Source organism: Amycolatopsis sp. (assembly GCF_036008905.1).
GTDB lineage: Bacteria > Actinomycetota > Actinomycetes > Mycobacteriales > Pseudonocardiaceae > Amycolatopsis.
The window spans coordinates 31138-48725 of the sequence record NZ_DASYMU010000106.1; the positions used below are offsets into that span (position 1 = coordinate 31138).

General features: G+C 68.1%; 17 protein-coding genes. 6 read left to right on the forward strand and 11 right to left on the reverse strand.

The window, feature by feature from the left end; genetic code table 11:
• Window positions 1-5: 5 nt before the first annotated feature.
• The 4 genes from VGP60_RS19550 to VGP60_RS19565 are packed head-to-tail and all read right to left on the reverse strand — an operon-like array spanning window position 6 to window position 4654.
• Window positions 6-968: an ABC transporter permease gene (locus tag VGP60_RS19550; RefSeq protein ID WP_327549492.1), complete on the reverse strand. Its 963-nt coding sequence runs from the start codon at window positions 966-968 to the stop codon at window positions 6-8.
• Between the two features lie 44 nt (window positions 969-1012).
• Window positions 1013-1981 (reverse strand): ABC transporter permease, encoded by a 969-nt coding sequence (locus VGP60_RS19555; protein ID WP_327549476.1) that lies wholly within the window; start codon window positions 1979-1981, stop codon window positions 1013-1015.
• On the reverse strand, window positions 1974-3521 hold the full coding sequence (locus VGP60_RS19560; protein WP_327549477.1) for a sugar ABC transporter ATP-binding protein: 1548 nt from the start codon (window positions 3519-3521) through the stop codon (window positions 1974-1976). The genes VGP60_RS19555 and VGP60_RS19560 overlap by 8 nt, the downstream gene beginning before the upstream one ends.
• A 41-nt stretch (window positions 3522-3562) precedes the next feature.
• Window positions 3563-4654, reverse strand: coding sequence for an ABC transporter substrate-binding protein (locus VGP60_RS19565; RefSeq protein WP_327549478.1), 1092 nt, complete (start codon window positions 4652-4654; stop codon window positions 3563-3565).
• A 158-nt stretch (window positions 4655-4812) separates the two neighbouring features.
• Between VGP60_RS19565 and VGP60_RS19570 the strand changes: the two genes are divergently transcribed.
• From VGP60_RS19570 to VGP60_RS19580, 3 genes are all read left to right on the forward strand, one after another.
• The gene (locus tag VGP60_RS19570) at window positions 4813-5814 is read left to right on the forward strand and encodes a LacI family DNA-binding transcriptional regulator (protein WP_327549479.1); all 1002 of its coding nucleotides are present in this window, start codon (window positions 4813-4815) and stop codon (window positions 5812-5814) included.
• Window positions 5815-5856: 42 nt separating this feature from the next.
• On the forward strand, window positions 5857-6897 hold the full coding sequence (locus VGP60_RS19575) for a LacI family DNA-binding transcriptional regulator (RefSeq protein ID WP_327549480.1): 1041 nt from the start codon (window positions 5857-5859) through the stop codon (window positions 6895-6897).
• Between the two features lie 73 nt (window positions 6898-6970).
• Window positions 6971-7318, forward strand: coding sequence for a UBP-type zinc finger domain-containing protein (locus VGP60_RS19580; protein ID WP_327549481.1), 348 nt, complete (start codon window positions 6971-6973; stop codon window positions 7316-7318).
• Here the strand turns inward: VGP60_RS19580 and VGP60_RS19585 are convergent.
• Complete coding sequence (locus VGP60_RS19585) at window positions 7315-7923, reverse strand: DUF2238 domain-containing protein (RefSeq protein ID WP_327549482.1); 609 nt, start codon at window positions 7921-7923, stop codon at window positions 7315-7317. The genes VGP60_RS19580 and VGP60_RS19585 overlap by 4 nt on opposite strands.
• Window positions 7924-8150: 227 nt before the next feature.
• Between VGP60_RS19585 and VGP60_RS19590 the strand changes: the two genes are divergently transcribed.
• Window positions 8151-8957: a pentapeptide repeat-containing protein gene (locus tag VGP60_RS19590; RefSeq protein ID WP_327549483.1), complete on the forward strand. Its 807-nt coding sequence runs from the start codon at window positions 8151-8153 to the stop codon at window positions 8955-8957.
• Between the two features lie 116 nt (window positions 8958-9073).
• Here VGP60_RS19590 and VGP60_RS19595 read toward each other — a convergent pair whose 3' ends face one another.
• From VGP60_RS19595 to VGP60_RS19615, 5 genes are all read right to left on the reverse strand, one after another.
• Complete coding sequence (locus VGP60_RS19595) at window positions 9074-9499, reverse strand: pyridoxamine 5'-phosphate oxidase family protein (RefSeq protein WP_327549484.1); 426 nt, start codon at window positions 9497-9499, stop codon at window positions 9074-9076.
• An 83-nt stretch (window positions 9500-9582) separates the two neighbouring features.
• Window positions 9583-10791, reverse strand: a complete 1209-nt coding sequence (locus VGP60_RS19600; protein ID WP_327549485.1) for a beta-1,3-glucanase family protein — start codon at window positions 10789-10791, stop codon at window positions 9583-9585.
• 283 nt (window positions 10792-11074) lie between these two features.
• Window positions 11075-13372, reverse strand: a complete 2298-nt coding sequence (locus tag VGP60_RS19605) for a xanthine dehydrogenase family protein molybdopterin-binding subunit (protein ID WP_327549486.1) — start codon at window positions 13370-13372, stop codon at window positions 11075-11077.
• Entirely contained in the window at window positions 13369-14364 is a 996-nt protein-coding gene (locus tag VGP60_RS19610) for a xanthine dehydrogenase family protein subunit M (RefSeq protein ID WP_327549487.1), read from the reverse strand. Before VGP60_RS19610 ends, VGP60_RS19605 begins: the two co-directional genes overlap by 4 nt.
• Complete coding sequence (locus VGP60_RS19615) at window positions 14361-14849, reverse strand: 2Fe-2S iron-sulfur cluster-binding protein (protein WP_327549488.1); 489 nt, start codon at window positions 14847-14849, stop codon at window positions 14361-14363. The genes VGP60_RS19610 and VGP60_RS19615 overlap by 4 nt, the downstream gene beginning before the upstream one ends.
• A 111-nt stretch (window positions 14850-14960) precedes the next feature.
• Here VGP60_RS19615 and VGP60_RS19620 point away from each other — a divergent pair, with 111 nt between their 5' ends.
• The gene (locus VGP60_RS19620) at window positions 14961-15614 is read left to right on the forward strand and encodes a TetR/AcrR family transcriptional regulator (protein WP_327549489.1); all 654 of its coding nucleotides are present in this window, start codon (window positions 14961-14963) and stop codon (window positions 15612-15614) included.
• A gap of 44 nt (window positions 15615-15658) precedes the next feature.
• Complete coding sequence (locus tag VGP60_RS19625; protein ID WP_327549490.1) at window positions 15659-16240, forward strand: TetR/AcrR family transcriptional regulator; 582 nt, start codon at window positions 15659-15661, stop codon at window positions 16238-16240.
• Here VGP60_RS19625 and VGP60_RS19630 read toward each other — a convergent pair.
• Window positions 16241-17588: adenylate/guanylate cyclase domain-containing protein (locus VGP60_RS19630; RefSeq protein ID WP_327549491.1), on the reverse strand; the 1348-nt coding region annotated here is incomplete at its 5' end. It abuts the gene before it with no gap.

Here is a 17588-nt window from a genome sequence, read left to right on the forward strand (position 1 = left end):
GTGGATCACTTACGGGCGCGGGCGAGGAAGCGCTGGATCACCACCACGACGAGCAGGAACGCGCCGCTGACGACGGACTGGAAGTTGCTGTCCAGCGTGCCGATCTGGTTGATGATGTTCTGGATCACGTTGCGCAGCAGCACCCCGATGACCGTGCCCAGGATCGTCCCGGCGCCGCCGACCAGCAGCGTGCCGCCGATGACGACCACGGAGATCGCGTCGAGTTCCAGGCCGATCCCGATCACCGTCACCCCGGACTGCAGGTACGCCGCGGTCATCGCGCCGGCGAACCCGGCGAGCAGCCCGCTCATCGTGTAGACCGAGACCTTGGTGCGCGCCACCGGAAGTCCCATCAGCAACGCGGAGGATTCGGCGCCACCGGTGGCGAACACCGACTGGCCGAACCGCGTCTGTTTCAACAGGACAGTGCCCGCGACGCAGAGGATCAGCGCGACGTAGACCGGGATCCCGAGGCCGAGGAACGTGCCGCGCCCGAGCTCGAGGAAGGCCGAATCTGGCGCGATCTTGTAGGTGGTCGCGCCTTCCTGGGTGATCGCGAGCAGCAGACCCCTGGCGAACAGAAGGGAAGCGAGGGTGACGATGAACGGTGCCATGCCGGTTTTGGCGATCAGCAAGCCGTTGATCAACCCGATCAGCCCGCAGACGGCCAGCGGCAGCAGCAGGGCGACGACGAAGCCCCATTGTGAACCGTAGGCGGCGAGCACCCCGCCGAGGGCGTAGACCGAGCCCACCGACAGGTCGATCCCGCCGGAGATGATCACGAAGGTCATCCCGAGCGCGATCACCGCGAGGAAGGAGCTCTGCAGCGCCAGTTCCCGCAGGTTGTCGGCGGTGCCGAAATGCGGGTAGGACAGCCACGCGATGGCCACCATGACGACCAGCACGATCGCCGCGCCCTGGCGTTGCAGCACACCGGCCATCAGCTCGCGGCGGGTCCGCGCGGCCATCTCCGGAGCGGAATCCGTGGGCGGGACAAGGGAAGTCGGGGCGGTCATCGGCTGCTCCGCTCACGTGCGGCGTAGACGGCGACGACGATGATCGCCGCCTGCACCATCTGCGCGGTCGAATCCGGCAGGTCGTGCTTGATCAGGGTGGCGTGGACCAGCTGCATGAGCACCGCGCCCATCACCGTGCCGAGCACTCGCACCCGGCCGCCGGTCAGCGGCGTGCCGCCGACGACCACCGCGGTGATCGCGGAGAGTTCCATCAGCATCCCGGTGTCGGCGGGATCGCTGGCTCCCAGCCGTGCGGTGGCGAGTACGCCCGCCACGGCGGCGAACACTCCGCACAGCGCGTAAACGCCCATGAGCACGGGTTTGACGGGCAATCCGGCCAGGGTGCTGGCGGACCGGTTCCCGCCGATCGCCACCAGCCGCCTGCCGAAAGTGGTGCGCCGCACCAGCAGGCCGACCACCACCGACAGCACCGCGGCGACGAGCACGCTGATCGGGATGCCGAACAGATCGTCGTTGCCCAGCGAGAGGAACTCGGGATTGCGGACCTCGACGAGCCTGCCTTCGGCGATGACCAGCGCGAGCCCTCGACCACCCACCAAGAGCGCGAGGGTGGCGACGATCGGCTGGATCCCGATGTAGGCGACCAAAAAGCCGTTGAACAGCCCCGCGAGAAGCCCGGCCGCGAGCGCCATGAGGATCGACAGGAAAACGCCGTAGCCGAGGTAGAGCGGGATGATCGCGGCCGACAGCGCCATCACCGCCCCGACCGACAGGTCGACGCCTTCGGTGCCGATCACCAGCGCCATGCCGAGCGCCACGATGCAGACCGGCGCCGCCTGCAGGAGCTGGGTGCGGAAGTTGGCGCCCGACAAGAAGTTCGCGGTGAACAGGAGATTGAACACGATCAGCACCACCACGGCGAGGTACACGCCGTACGCCTGGAGCCAGCCGGTCTTGCGTCCGCGGCCCGACCGCGTCGCCGGAGCCGTCGCCGTACTAGTCATCGGAGTTCCTTTCGCCGACCGCCGCGATCGCGGCCAGCACGTTGCCCTCGGTGACCTGGTCCCCGGCGAGTTCGCCGACGACGGCGCCCTCGCGGAGCACCACCACCCGATCCGCGCCGTCGATGAGTTCCTCCATTTCCGAGGAGATCAGGAGCACGCCGAGCCCCTCGGCGGCCAGTTCGTCGATCAGTCCCTGGACCTCGGCCTTGGCGCCGACGTCGATCCCGCGCGTGGGCTCGTCGAGCAGCAGGATGCGGGGCTCCATGCACAGCCACCGCGCGAGCAGGACCTTCTGCTGGTTGCCGCCGGAGAGCTCGGCGACCTTCTGATCCGGGCTGGACGCCTTGATCCGCAACCGTTTGACGAACGTGTCCACGATCTTGTCCTGTTTGGACCGGCTGACCACGCCGAAGCGCGAGAGCCGGGGGAGCGCGGCGAGCACGATGTTCTCCCGTACCGAAAGGTTCGGGATGATGCCGTCGGCCTTGCGGTCCTCGGCGAGCATGCTGATCCCGGCGCGCATCGCCGAGGCGATGTTCCCCGCGCGGACCGGTTTGCCGCCGAGCAGCACGGTGCCGCCGCTGAGCGGGAGCGCCCCGATGATCGCGCGGGCCGTTTCGCTGCGTCCCGAACCCAGCAGCCCGGCCAGCCCGACGACCTCACCGGGCCGGATCGTCACCGAAACCCCGGAAAGCCGATGGGGACTGGACAGGTTTTCCGCGCGCAGCAACGGTTCCTTCTCGGCGTGGCTGTCCTCGCCGAAACTGGTCGCGCCGTGCGCGCGGATGTCGCTGATGTCGCGGCCGAGCATGAGCGACACGAGTTCGATCCGGTCGAGCCCGGCCAGCTCACCGGTGTGGACGAGTTTGCCGTCCCGCAACACGGTCACCCGGTCGCAGATCCGGTACAGCTCGTCCATCCGGTGACTGACGTAGACCACCGCGATGCCTTGCGCCTTCAGCCTTCCGATGACCGACAGGAGCGTTTCGACCTCGCGCGGTTCGAGTGACGACGTGGGCTCGTCCATGATGACGACCCGCGCGTCGACCGAAACCGCACGGGCCAGCGCGACCATCTGCTGCGCGCCGACACCCAGGCTGCCCAGCGGACGCCGGACGTCACCGGTGATGCCGTAGCCGGCCAGCAGGTCGGCGGCCATCGCGTTCATCCTCGGCCGGTCGATCAGCCCGAACCGGGTCCGGGGTTCCCGGCCGAGGAAGACGTTGCCCGCGATGGTCAGCAGCGGGACGAGGTTGACCTCCTGGTAGATCGTGGAGATCCCGGCCGCCTGCGCCTGCACCGGAGTGCCGAAAGCGACCGGCTCGCCGAGTTGGCGCAGCTCACCGCCATCGGGCTGGTACACCCCGGTGAGCACCTTGATCAGGGTGGACTTCCCGGCGCCGTTCTCGCCGACGAGGCCGTGCACCTCGCCGGCCCGCAGGGCGAACGTCACGTCGTCGAGCGCCTTGATGCCGACGAACTCCTTCGAGACTCCGATGACTTCAAGGACGGCAGTGCTGTCCACGATAGTGCTGTCCACGAGCCGCGCCCTCCGCGTTGGTCCGACAGGTCAGGACGAGGTCAGTACGCGTTGCCGAGCTTCTGCGTCGCGTTGGTCTCGTCGTACTGGTCGTCGGTGATGATCACGTTCGCCGGGACCTCCTTGCCGTCGGAGAACTGCTGCAGCGTGTCGAAAGCGAGCTTTCCGAAGCGCGGGTTCGACTCGATGACGGCGTTGTAGCTGCCGTCCACGATGAGCTGCACGGCGTTGTGCGTGCCGTCGACCGAGATGACCTTGACGTCCTTGCCGGGGGTCTTGCCCGCGGCCTTCAGCGCGTTGACCGCGCCGATGCCCATCTCGTCGTTCTCGGCGTACACCGCGCTGATGTCGGGGTGGCTCTGGATGAGCTGCTCCATCACGGACTGGCCCTTGGAGCGGTCGAACTCACCGGTCTGCTCGGCGACGACGGACAGGCCAGACGCCGAGGCGATGCCGTCCTTGAAGCCCGAGGTGCGGTCGGTCGTGACGTTGTTGCCGGACGCGCCGAGCAGGATCGCGACCTTGCCGGTGCCACCGGTCACGCGGATCATCTCCGCGGCGGCGCGCTTGCCCTGCTCGACGAAGTTCGAGCCGATGAAGGTCAGGTAGTCGGTGCAGGCCGTCGCGTTCACCTTGCGGTCGATGGTGACGACCGGGACCTTCTTCGCCTTGGCCGCGTCGAGGGCGGGCTGCAGGCCGTCGGAGTTCAGCGGCGCGACGACGAGGAGCTGCGCGCCGCGGTCGAGCATCGACTTGATGTCGCTGATCTGCTTGTTGAGATCGCTCTGCGCGTTGGTGACCAGCAGTTTGTCGCTCGCGATGCCCAGCTTCCCCGCTTCGTCCTTGATGGACTGCGTCTCGGCGATGCGGAACGGGTTGGCCTCCTTCTCGGACTGGGAGAAGCCGACGACCGCGGTCTTGAGATCCACCTTCGGGTAGCCGGTTTTCGTGAGGGTGCAGCCGGGGCCGGACGCCTGGGAAGGCGCGGCGGAGGCGGCCGGGCCTTCACCGGACGGGGCGGCGCCCTGCGTCTCGGTCTTGGCGCATCCGGCTAGGGCGACGGAGGCCACGGTGGCGGCCAGTGCGACGACGTGTGCCCGGCGGCGGAGCACCGGGTGGGCGGAGGCGAACATTGGGGACTCCTTGGCGACGTTGACGTGGGGAGACGCGGAGAGTTGGTGACCCGGGTCACCTGATGCCGTTGTTTTTACATCGTTGATACAACGTTGTAAAGAGGTCGTCCAGATGGTTACACTCCGATCGCCGGTCAGGATCGCGAAGGGAACCATCGATGGTCGCCACGCTCAAAGACGTCGCCACGCTGGCCGGGGTATCGGTGAAAACGGTGTCGAACGTCGTCAACGGCTACGCCTTCGTGAAACCGGAAAACCGGCGCCGCGTCGAGCAGGCGCTGGCCGAAACGGGCTACCGGCCCAACGTCGGCGCGCGCAACCTGCGCCGCGGGCGGACGGGGTTCATCGCGCTGATGGTCCCGGAGCTGAGCATCCCGTACTTCGGCGAACTCGCCGGTCTCGTCATCACCGCGGCGCAGGGGCAGGACTGGAGCGTGCTCATCGAACAGACGCAGGGCACGCGGGAACGCGAGCGGGCGTCGCTGGAGTCGCTGGGGCCGCATATGGCCGACGGCGCCATCGTGAGCCCGGAAGCTTTGGAGGCCGAGGACTTCGGCGACATGGCGCATGGCGTCCCGCTGGTCATGCTCGGCGAGCACGCGGTGGACGTGCCGATCGACCACGTCGCCATCGACAACGTGCTGGCCGCGGAACTCGCCGTCCGGCACCTGACCTCGTTGGGGCGCAAGCGGATCGCGGCCATCGGCCAGAACCCGCATCGTGGCACCGCGGCGCTGCGCCTCGCCGGCTACCGGACCGCGCTCGCCGAGGCGGGCCTGCCGCAGCCGCCCGAGTTCGTCGTGCCCGCGCTCAACTACCATCGCCGCGACGGCGCCGAAGCGATGGCGTACCTGCTCAGCCTGCCGGAGCCGCCCGACGCCGTGTTCTGCTTCAACGACCTTCTCGCCATCGGTGCCATGCGCGCCGCCGCCGAACGCGGTTTCCGCGTCCCGGCGGACATCGCGATCGTCGGGTTCGACAACACCGAAGAAAGCGCCTACAGCCTGCCGTCACTCACCACGATCGCACCGGACAAGACCGCCATCGCGCAGACCGCCATCGACCTGATCCGGCGCCGCATCGACAGCACCGAAGACTTCGAACCCCAAGACGTCCAGACCCCGTTTTCCCTGCAAATCCGCGAAAGCACGGGGAACTGAGCGAGTCGAGGAGAGCGCTCTCCCTGCGTGCTATAAAGGTTTATGAGTGAAGTAGTGCGTCCGCCTGCCTCGCGGTCTCCGACGCTGGAGGACGTGGCGAAGGTCGCGGGCGTTTCCCGGGCCACGGTTTCCCGGGTCATCAACACCACCCGCAACGTCGATCCCGCGATCAGGGACACCGTCCAGCAGGCGATCGCGGCCACCGGTTACGTCCCCAACAGCGCCGCCCGGTCCCTGGTCACCAAGCGCACCGGCACCATCGCACTGGTCCTTTCCGGCGCGCAGGACCTGTCCAGCAGCCAGGTCTTCGTCGACCCGTTCTTCGGCCGCGCCGCCGGCGGAGTGGTGAACTTCCTTCGTACGCGGGGAAGGCATCCGGTGGTGATGCTCGCCGACACCGACGAGTCGCGCACGCACGTCGTCGACCATCTCCGCCAGGGCAACGCCGACGGCGCGGTGCTCATCTCCACCCATTCGACCGATCCGCTGCCGAAGCTGCTCGTCGACGCCGGGCAGCCCGTCGCGCTGTACGCGCGTCCGCCGAAGCCGCTCGCCATTTCCTACGTCGACCTCGCCCACGCGCAGGGCGCCGCGATGGCCGCCGACCATCTCGTCGCACGCGGCTGCCAGCGGGTCGTGACCATCTCCGGCCCGCTCGACGTGTTCGCCAGCCAGGACAGGCTGTCCGGTTTCCAGACGGCGATGGCCCGCCACGGCCGCCCGGTGGTACCGCATGTCGAGGGCAACTTCACCCAGGACAGCGGGGAAATCGCGATGCGGCGGCTGCTGGCCGAGCAGCCCGACCTCGACGGCGTCTTCGCGGCGAACGACCTGATGGCCCAGGGCGCACTGGACGTCCTGCGCGAACACGGCCGCCGCGTCCCCGCCGACGTCGCCGTCATCGGGTTCGACGACAGCAGCGCCGCGCAGGCCAGCCGTCCCGCGCTGACCACGATCCGGCAGCCGGTCGAGGACATGGCGGGCGAGCTGACCCGGCTCCTGCTGGACAGCCTCGACCAGACCGAGCGCCGGGTCACCTCCGTCATCTTCGAGCCCACCCTGGTGATCCGGCAGTCCGCGTGACCCGTGTCGGCTGGACAGCACGCGCGACATCGTGGTGAATGAACATCTCGCCTAGGAACTGGAGTACCTCGTCATGACTGCTGTAGCCGGGATCGACCCGTCCGTTCCGCCGAGCGGACCTGGTTGCGTCGAGTGCGACGCGGTGGACGGCTGGTGGGTCCACCTGCGCCGCTGCACCCAGTGCGGGCACGTCGGCTGCTGCGACAGCTCACCCGCGCAGCACGCGAGCGCGCACGCCGAGAGCAGCGGGCATCCGCTCATCCGCAGTTACGAGCCCGGCGAGGACTGGTTCTGGAACTACCAGACCGAGGAGTTCTACGACGGACCCGCGCTGGCCGGCCCCCAGCACCACCCGCTCGACCAGCCCACCCCCGGCCCGTCCGGCCGCGTGCCCGCCGACTGGCAGAGCCACCTCCACTAGCCCTCGAGCTGCCGGTCGTGGACGCGCCGGAGCAACAGCAGCGAGAGGACGGCACCGCACAGGCAGAGCGCCATGTCCCATTGCGTGTCCCAGACGTCGCCTTGGGTGGCGAGGAAGTCGTCCGCCCCGGCGCCCAGGATCACCGCGCTGAGCCATTCCACGAACTCGAAGCACGCGCTGATCGCCAGGCAGACGCTCGCCGTCAGGAACGACAGCCAGCCACCCGCGCGCAACGGCGTCCGCCGCACCAGGATTTCGCGGACCACGATGGCGGGCACGAATCCCTGCACCACATGGGCGAAGCGGTCGTAGTTGTTGCGCTGTGTGCCGAGCAGGTCCTGCACGGCGTTGCCCAGCGGGGTCTCGGCGTAGGTGTACTGGCCGCCGTAGCAGAGCACGAGCGCGTGGAACACCAGGAGCCAGCACGCCAGCCGGGTCAGCGGGAACCTCTTGCGCAGCAACAGGATCAAGGGGAGCCCGATGAGCACCCAGACGACTTCGAGCACCCAGGTGCCGAGGGAAACCGCGTTGATCCCGGTCCAGGCCAAGGCCAGTAGCAGGATGCCGACCTGCACGCTGCCTTCGGTACGGCTCACCGTCGTCACCGCGCTGATCTTAGACGGCCGCCGTTTCCCATGCCCCGCTGGAAAAGCTCGAACGCTACAAGGCGAGCAAGGGCTGGACCTTTCGCGGAGTAGCGCCCGCGGTCAGTGATCGGTCGACACGGCTCGTGTCCCTGTGCTCCGACGTGCCGAAAGGCGGCCGGTACGCTGCGTCGCAGGCAGTCACCATCGGCAGCGGGAGAACCTTGTCCGACCAACCTTCACCCGGCGTGGGTCGCGTCAACCTGCTGGCCGACTGTGAAAACTGCTTCGGGCTCTGCTGTGTCGCGCTGGCCTTCACCGCGTCGGCCGACTTCGCCGTCGACAAAAACGTCGGGGAGCCCTGCGCCAACCTGCGCCCCGACTTCCGCTGCGGCATCCACCAGAGTCTCCGCAAAGAGGGTTTCCAGGGCTGCACGGTGTACGACTGCTTCGGCGCGGGACAGCAGCTCTCCCAGGTCACCTTCGCCGGGACGGACTGGCGCGACGCGCCCGGCACGTCGAAGCGGATGTTCGCCGCGCTGCCCGTCATGCGCCAGCTCCACGAGCTGCTCTGGTACTTGACCGAAGCCCTGACCCTGCGCCCGGCGCGCGAACTGCACGGCGAGCTCGCCGCGCAGCTGGAGAAGATCGAACTGCTCACACGATCCGAGCCGGACGCTCTCCTGGCGCTGGACGTCGCGGCGCACCGCCAGGAGGTCAACGTCCTGCTGCTGCGCACGAGCGAACTCGTGCGCGCCGGCTCACGACGTCAGAAGAAGGCCCGCCGCGGTGCCGACCTCATCGGGGCGAACCTCAAAGGCGCGGACCTGAAGGGCGCCGACCTGCGCGGGACCTACTTGATCGGCGCCGATCTGCGCGGTGCGGACCTGCGGCTGGCCGACCTCATCGGCGCCGACTTCCGGGACGCCGACGTCCGCGGCGCGGATCTCGCGGAGAGCATTTTCCTTACCCAGTCCCAGGTGAACGCGGCGAAGGGCGACTCCGCCACGACACTGCCCGCGACCCTGACCCGCCCGTCGCACTGGCCCTCGTGAGTGTTTACGAGTGTTATTGATAACACTCGTAGGCACTCACGAGCCACCCCCTCAAGCCCGCGGAAACGAAGAAGGCGGGGACGGCCCGTTTGGACCGTCCCCGCCTTCGGTGTTCGTCAGGCCTTGCTTTGGTCGTTGCTCAGCCACTTCTCCGGACGCATCCGGACCAGCAGCGAATTCTCGCTGAGTGCCCCGGCCACGTACTCCTTGGCGTGCTCCTCGGGCAGGTACCGACGGGCGATGCGGAGTGCCTGCTCGAGCGTCGGCGGGCCGTCGCTGGCGACGACGGGTCCCTCCGCGGTGACGTACTTGTACGGCACCTCCTCGGTCTGGGTCGCCAGGCTGAACCGGCCCGCGGCACGGATCGACTTGTCCTTCACCGTGTCGCGGTCCATCCAGACCAGGATCTCGCCGCCCGGCTCGTAGTCGTACCAAACCGGCACGGCCAGCGGCGCCCGTTCAGGCCGCTCGATCGCCAGCACTCCGATGTGTACTCCGCTGAAGAACGCTTCGCGCTCCTCGACGGTCATGACCAAGGACATGACTGCTCTCTTCCCCTAGACGGCCGCGCGCGGCCAGAAACACGTCATTTCGGACAACACCGAACTGGCCGCGCGCATTCCGTCTACTGGAAGGGAGTCAGGGTGATGCGCGCTGAGCTGGGGTTACCGTCGTGGACGAGGGACTCGAAGTGGCCGACGTCGTCGAACGCGAAGCCGTAGGCCTTGCCGTCGACCATGTTCTTGTGGATCTTGGCCGAGTAGTGGTCGGAGATGGCGCGCGTGTAGAAGTCGTTCGCGCTGTAGGTCGGCTGGGTGTGCAGGTAGCCGAGCGTCGAGCGGTGCAGCGCCGCGCAGAGCGTCCGCGCGATCGGGCCGACGACCTGGTCGTTCGGCGCCTGGAGCTTGCCGTCGCAGCCGAAGACGTCCCGCGTCGCGGGCTTCTGGAACGAAGCCACCGTGGCCCCGGTCGAGTCCGTGAAGCGCAGGACGTTGTCGGTCCCGGTGCGGCCGGAGAACTTCTTGTTGGGCTCGGCCTCGAACGGCACGACGGTCAGGGTGGTGTTGCGGTAGGTGTCCCACACGGTGTTCAGGTAGCCGTCGAAGTAGGAGGCGTTGAACTGGCCGGCGTCGAGTCCCTTGCCGGGCGCGAGGACGCGCAGCCGCGTGCCGTCGGCGCGGGTGTAGATCAGCTTCGACCAGTCACCGGGCTGGTCCCGCACGGCGTTGAAGACCGCGTCGCGGCCGCCGGAGACGAGCCTGCCTGTCTCCTGCGTCGCGCCCGTGGCACCGGTGACGGCGACCGCGTGCGGCACGCTGAACATGTCGACCTGCGAGCTGTTGATGAACAGGCTGCCGCCCAGGTCGTAGGTGAACTCGCTCCAGTCGAAGAGGATGTCGCGGTTCGCGTCGCCGCCCGCCCATGGCGCTGGTTGCACGAGGCCGTCGGGGGTGAGGAAGAACTTCAGCTTCTGCCCGAAGGACATGTAGACGCGTCCGGACATCCCGCGTGGAACGCGCAGCACTGTCGTGCCGCCTCCACCGGGACCGTTGATGGCGACGTCCGGCGCCGGGCTCGGTGGGTTCGACCCGCCCGACCAGGGGGTGAAAGTGCCTGCGGAGTTGACGTAACCGAGTCTGCCGGTGGTGAGGTTCGTGCCGAGCAGGTAGAGGTAGACCTGGTCGCCTCTGTTGGAGTTGTTCGTGACGTTCAGCGGCAGCAGATCGGGCGCCGCGACGGCGCTCGATGCCGACAGCGTTGACACCCCGGCGACCAGGGGCAGGCTGAGCGCGGCGGCGGTCAGCAGACGCACGAGTTTTCGGGTGATGCGCACAGTTCACTCCTCAAAATGGGGGCATTCTGCTCGGAGACGTGACTCCTTTCACGATCCTGTGATCCGAGTCACAACGCACGGTACGTACCCGGTGAAGAGTTGTCTAGACCACTTGACGCTCTGTCGGATTTTGTCGCGAATCGGACACGTATCGGACAACGTCGAGCGCGCAAACGTGCAACATGGCTGCACAAAAGGGAAACACGGCTGCGCAGGAGTTGCACAGCCGTGTTTCCCGTTGGCGTAGCCGTGTGTCGCGGTCCGGTAGGTGTGTTGCGCGGAACTAGAGGAGTTTGTCCAGGGTGATGGGGAGGTCGCGGATGCGTTTGCCGGTGGCGTGGTGGACGGCGTTCGCGATCGCGGCGGCGACCCCGGTGATGCCGACCTCGCCGACACCGAGGATGCCCGCGGGCATCGTGGGATCGGGATCGTCGAGGTAGTGGATGTCGATCGGCGGGATGTCGGCGTGCACCGGGACGTGGTACTCCGCGAGGCTGGGGTTCATGATCCGGCCGGTACGCGGGTCGACGAGGGTCTCCTCCTGGAGCGCCATGCCGATGCCCATCACGATGCCGCCGCGCAGCTGGCTCGACGCCGTCTTCGCGTTGATCACCCGGCCGACGTCGAAACTCCCGACCCAGCGCGAAATCCGCACTTCACCGGTGTCTGAGTCGACCCGGACCTCGCAGAACTGGGCGCCGGAGGCGGCCTTCATCCACCGGCGGTTGTCGAGCATGAACTTCGACATGAACTTCACCTGCCCGGTCACCGCCCCGAGCCCGGTGTCCGAACCGATGGCCACCTCGACCGAAGGACGGCCCGCCCGCGACAGGATCGACACATACGTCTCGCCCGCACCCGACTGGTACAGACCGCCGTCCCGTGCCTTCAGCTCGGCGAGTTTCAAACCCTTCAAGGGAGATCCACTCGACTTCTTGGCCAGCGTCAGCATCGACTTCTTCAGCTTCTCGCAGGCCGCGATGAGACTGTTGGCCACACTCGCCGTCTGCATGGACCCGCCGGCGCCCGGCCCGATCGGGAGATCCGTGTCGCCGTACTCGACCCGCACGGATTCGAACGGCACGCCGAGCGCGTCGGCCGCGATCTGGCCCTGCGCGGTCGCCCCGCCCATGCCCATCTCGTGGAACCCGCAGCGCACCAGCACGCCGCCGTCCACCGAGAGCCGCACGGTCACGTTCGCGTTTAACTGCCAAGACGGGTGGAACGCCGTCGCGACGCCCATCCCGACGAGCCATTTCCCGTCCCGCATCGAGCCGGGTTCCGGCGTCCGCCGCGCCCAGTCGAACTTCTCGGCGCCGAGCGCGTAGGCCTCGCGCAGCATCCGGTGCGAGAACTTCTTGCCGTCCATCGGGTTCTTCGCCGGTTCGTTCCGCATCCGCAGGTCGATGGGATCGACGCCGAGCTTGTACGCCAGCTCGTCCACGCTGGCTTCCAGCGCGTAGGTCCCGATCGACTCGCCGGGCGCGCGCATGGCCGTGTTCGCCAGTACGTCGAGCGAAACCTGCTTCTGCTCGGTCAGGATGGTGGCGGCGTCGTAGAGATGCCGTGACTGTGAGGTCACCTGTTCCGGGCTGCCGCCGACGTTCCCGACCTGGGTCACGCAGGTGTGGATCAACGCCGTCATCTTGCCGTCGGCGTCCGCGCCGAGCGCGACCCGCTGCGTCGAGGGCGTGCGCCCGCCGACAGTGCGGTAAACGCCTTCCCTGGTCAGCATCATCCGCACCGGGCGGCCGCTCACCCGCGCCGCGAGCGCGGTCAGGATCGTGCCCGCCCAGAGCATCGACTTGCCGCCGAAACCGCCGCCGACGAACGGCGCGATGACCCGGATGCCCTCCACCGGGACGTCGAACTTCGACGCCAGCAGTTTGCGCGTCCAGTCGACGTTCTGGGTGCCCTCGTGGATCGTGAGCTTGTCGCCGTCCCAGAACGCGGTGGTGGCGTGGGGTTCGATCGCGTTGTGGTTGTGCATCGGGGTGGTGTAGTCGAGATCCACCGACACCGCGGCCACCGCGAGCGCTGCCTCGGCGTCACCCTTTTTGGCCGAGCCGACGGAGATCATGCTGCTCTTCTGCGGGAAGGCGTTGGGCAGTTCGGCCCTGAAGTCCACAGTGGATGGAAGCTCGTCGTAGCTCAGCTTGACCAGTGAGGCGGCGTGCTGCGCGCCTTCGAGGGTGTCCGCGACGACGATCGCCACCGGCTGACCGTTCCAGTGCACCTCGTCGGTGTTGAGGAAGGTCACCGAACCGGACACCGCCATGGTCTCCATGTTCAGCATGCTCGCCGACGGTGAAGGCTTCATCTCGGGCGCGTTCTCGTGCGTGATCACCGCGAGCACACCCCGGGCGGCCAACGCGGCGGCGCTGTCGACGCCGGTGATCCGGCCGCGCGCGATAGGCGCGTGCACGAGCGCGGCGTGCGCGATGTCGGGATACGGGTACTCGGCGGAGAACTTCGCCTCGCCAGTGGTCTTCGCGACGCCGTCGACCCGGTCCATCGGCCTGCCGACGTACGGTCCGGCGGGCGTGGTCTTGGGTTCGGTGCGAACCGGTGCCTGGGTCATGCCGCACCTCCGTCGGTGAGCAGCTGGTTGAGGGTCGCGACGATGGTGCGCTGCGCCAGCTCGATCTTGAAGGCGTTCTGGGACTGGCCCGTCGCCGGTGCGAGTTCGGCCGCGGCGGCCTTCCGGAACGTCTCCTCGGTCGCAGGTGAGCCTTGGAGAAGCCGCTCGGCTTCGTAGGCGCGCCAAGGCTTCGCCGCGACCCCGCCGAGCGCGAGCCGGACGGCGGTGATGTGGCCGTCCTCGACTTCCAGCGCCGCGGCCACCGACACCAGTGCGAAGGCGTAGGACGCCCGGTCCCGCACCTTGCGGTAGCGCGAAGTCGCCGCGATGGGCAGCGCGGGCAGCTCGACGGCGGTGATCAGCTCGTCGGCCGCGAGGCTGGTTTCGACGTCCGGGGTCTCACCGGGCAGCTGGTGGAACTCGACCAGCGGGATCCGCCGGACCCCGCGCACGCTCTCGACCTCGATCACCGCGTCGAGCGCGGCGAGTGCGACGGCCATGTCCGAAGGATGGGTCGCGATGCAGCTTTCGCTGCCGCCGAGGACGGCGTGGTTGCGGTTGAAGCCGCCGATCGCGTCGCAGCCGGTGCCCGGTTCGCGCTTGTTGCACGCGGACGTGCTGTCGTAGAAGTAGAAGCATCGTGTGCGCTGCAACAGGTTCCCGCCGACGGTGGCCATGTTGCGCAGCTGCGCCGACGCGCCGGTGAGGATCGCCTGGGACAGCAGGGGATAGCGCGACCTGATCAGCTGGTTCGCCGCGAGGTGGCTGTTGCGGACCAGTGCGCCGATCCGGAGCCCGCCGCCGGGCAGCTCGACGACGTCGGTCAGGGGGAGCCGGGTGATGTCGATGATCGTGTCGGGCGCTTCGACCTCTTCGCGCATCAGGTCGACGAGATTCGTCCCGCCACCCAGGAATTTCGCGTTGGGCTCGGTGGAGATCGCGCGGACCGCGGCTTCGACGTCGGGCGCGCTCACGTAGGCGAAGGACTTCATCGGGTGACCTCTTGGATCGAGTCGGCGATGCCGTTGTACGCGCCGCAACGGCACAGGTTGCCGCTCATACGTTCCCGGATCTCGCCGTTCGACAGCTCGGTTTCGGGCGCGCACAGGTGCTCGGTGACCGCGCTCGGCATCCCGGCGTCGTGCTCGGCGAGCATGCCGATGGCGGAGCAGATCTGGCCCGAGGTGCAGTAGCCGCACTGGAAACCGTCGTTCTTGACGAACGCGGCCTGCAACGGGTGGTCGACGCCTTCGATGGTGGTGATCTCGCGGCCGGAGTACTGCACGGCCAGCGTGAGACAGGAGTTGATGCGCTCGCCGTCGACGAGGACGGTGCAAGCTCCGCAGGCGCCCTGGTTACAGCCCTTCTTCGTGCCGGTGAGGCCGAGTTGCTCGCGCAGTGCGTCGAGCAGGCTCACCCGGGGTTCCAGATCGACCACCTCGGTCGTGCCGTTGACCCGTATTCGTACCTCGACCACGTGCTTTCTCCGTCCTGACGTACGACACTGGAAGCCGTCGAGGCTAACAGAACGTCGGTCCCTTAACAAGGAAACACTGTTCTGTTAACCGCGTCGTATGCTGTCGCAGACATGTCGCACTCAGCATTCCTCCGGGCCAGGAGCCCGGAGCACAAGCAGCAGCGGCGCGAGGCGATCCTCGCCGCCGCGCGCGAGCTTGCCCTCATGTCGGGAGTGCGCAACGTCAGCCTCGGCGGGGTCGCGTGCGCGGTGGGCCTGGCGAAGTCCAACGTAGGCCGCTACTTCGGCACGCGCGAGGAGATCTACCTCGAACTGGCCGCCGAGGGATGGCAGGACTGGCGCGGTGCCGTGCTCGAGCGGCTCCGCGACGCGAGCGGCAAGGACGCGGTCGTCGACGCGCTCGCCGAGCCCTTCGAGACCTTGCCCCTGTTCTGCGACCTGCTCAGCCAGCTGTCGACGAGCCTGGAGCACAACATCTCCGTCCCGGCGGCCCGTGCGTTCAAGCATCTCGTGCACGACGTCATCGCCGACCTGTGCGGCCCGGTCGTGGCGGCCTATCCGGAGCTGAGCGAGTCCGAAGCCAGGGAACTGATCTCGGGGGCGGCCGCGATGGCGGGGGTGCTCTATCCGGTCGGCCACCCGCCGTCCACGATCCTCGAGGTGTACGCGCAGGACCCGGAACTGGCCGCGCTGTGCCCGCCGTTTCTTCCCACTCTGAAGCGGTTTCTCTCGGCCGTCGTCGTCGGATTGCCCACGCTGCGCTGAGTTTTTCCGAGCGGATAGTCAAAACCGCTCGGTATGCTGCCCCCATGCCCCGCGGAATCACCGGCAAAGGCTTGGCCACCCGGCGGCGCATCATCGAAGGCGCCGCACGGGTGCTGCGCGAACAGGGGACCGGTGGGCTGGAAGAGATCCGCGTCGCGACCGGCACCAGCAGCAGTCAGCTGTTCCACTACTTTCCCGGTGGCAAAGCCGAACTGATGCTCGCCGTCACGTCTCACGAAGCCGGGCAAGTCCTCGAGGAGCAGCAACCCCATCTCGACGACCTGGGCTCGTGGGAATCTTGGGCCGCCTGGGCGGCGGAACTGTTCGCACGCCACGAAAGGCAGCGCGAGCATTGCGGGCTCAGTGTCCTGATCGGGCGGCTGGACCCGAACGACCCGGCCGGTCGCGAGATCGTCGTCGCGATGTACGGACAATGGGAAAACGCGCTCACCCGGGGCATCGTCACCATGCAGGCGGCGGGAAAGATGCGTGCCGACATAGACGCCGTGCAGGCGGCCGCGGCGCTGCTCGCGGGGATCCAGGGCGGGATCCTGATGATGCTGGCCACCGGGACGACTTCGCATCTCAAGGCTGTGCTCGATGCCGGTCTCGCAAGGTTGCGTTGACTACTTGGGTACGGCGACCACGGTCGGCTTGTCGCGTCCCCGCAGGGTGATGCTGTCGGTGGGCCGCCACTTCCCGGCTTCCCCCGGCGGCGCGTTTTCGACCGTGTACCAGGACGTGGCGAGCCTGCCGGGGACGTCCTTCGCCAGCTCGGTCAGCCGCGCGGCTTCGTTGACCGGGTCGCCGATCACGGTGTACTCGAACCGGCGGGTGTCGCCGACGTTCCCCGCCACGGCCTGACCGGTCGCGACGCCGATGCCCGCCGCGCACTCGGGAATCTCCGCCGCCAGGCGGGAAGCGATCGCGCGGCCCGCGGCGAGCGCGTGCCCGGCGTGGTCGTCGAGCTCGGCGGGTGCGTTGAAGATCGCGAGCACGGCGTCGCCGACGAACTTGTTCACGAGGCCGTGGTGCTTGTCGATCTCGTCCACCACCACGGTGAAGAACCGGTTGAGTAGCTCGACGACCTCGGTGGGCGGACGGGTGACGGCCAGTTCTGTCGAGCCGACGACGTCGACGAAGAGGACCGACACCTCACGGACTTCGCCGCCGAGCTCGAAGGTCTTGCCCAGCGCGGCCGCCGCGACCTCCTCGCCGACGTGCCTGCCGAACAGGTCGCGGATGCGGGCGCGGTCCCGCAGGCCGGACGCCATGTGGTTGAAGCCCGACTGCAGCAGGCCGAGTTCCGTGCCGTCGTACACCGGGATCTGGACGTCGAGGTCACCGTGCTGCACGCGGCGGAGCGCGTCGCGCACCGAGCGGATCGGCGCGACCGTCGCCCGCGCGGTGAAAACCGTGACCAGCAAACCGAAACAGAGTACGACCGCGCCGAGCACGATGATCGTGATCGCCAGTTTTGTCGCGGAGGTGTCGCCCTGGATCAGGGAGAACAGCGCGACCATCACCAGCCCGGCCACCGGCACCCCGGTGCCCAGGCACCAGAACAGCAGGATGCGGACGTTGACCCCGGCGCTGAGCGGCCGCCGCGGCATCCGCTCGGACAGGGCGCGGGCGGCGATGGGCCGCAACGCGAACTCGCTGAGCAGATAGGCGTTCGCGCACACCACGATGCCCGCGAAGGCGACGGTGAACGCCACGGTGAAGATGAGCTCCGGCTGCACAGCTGCCACCAGCGCGGTGAACAGAACCGTGGCCACCGCCCACAACGTGGCCTGCAGGAGTGTCAGCCGCAGTGGAACCCGCAACGTCTTGCGCCGCTCGGTGTCGGTCGGCTGACGCTGGTCGATCGCCCACCGCAGGGTTCGCAGTGCGCCGCGGGTGCCCCACAACGCGCCGACGACCACCGCGGACAGGACGTAGACGGGCACCGCCACCGCGGCCATGACCAGTGTG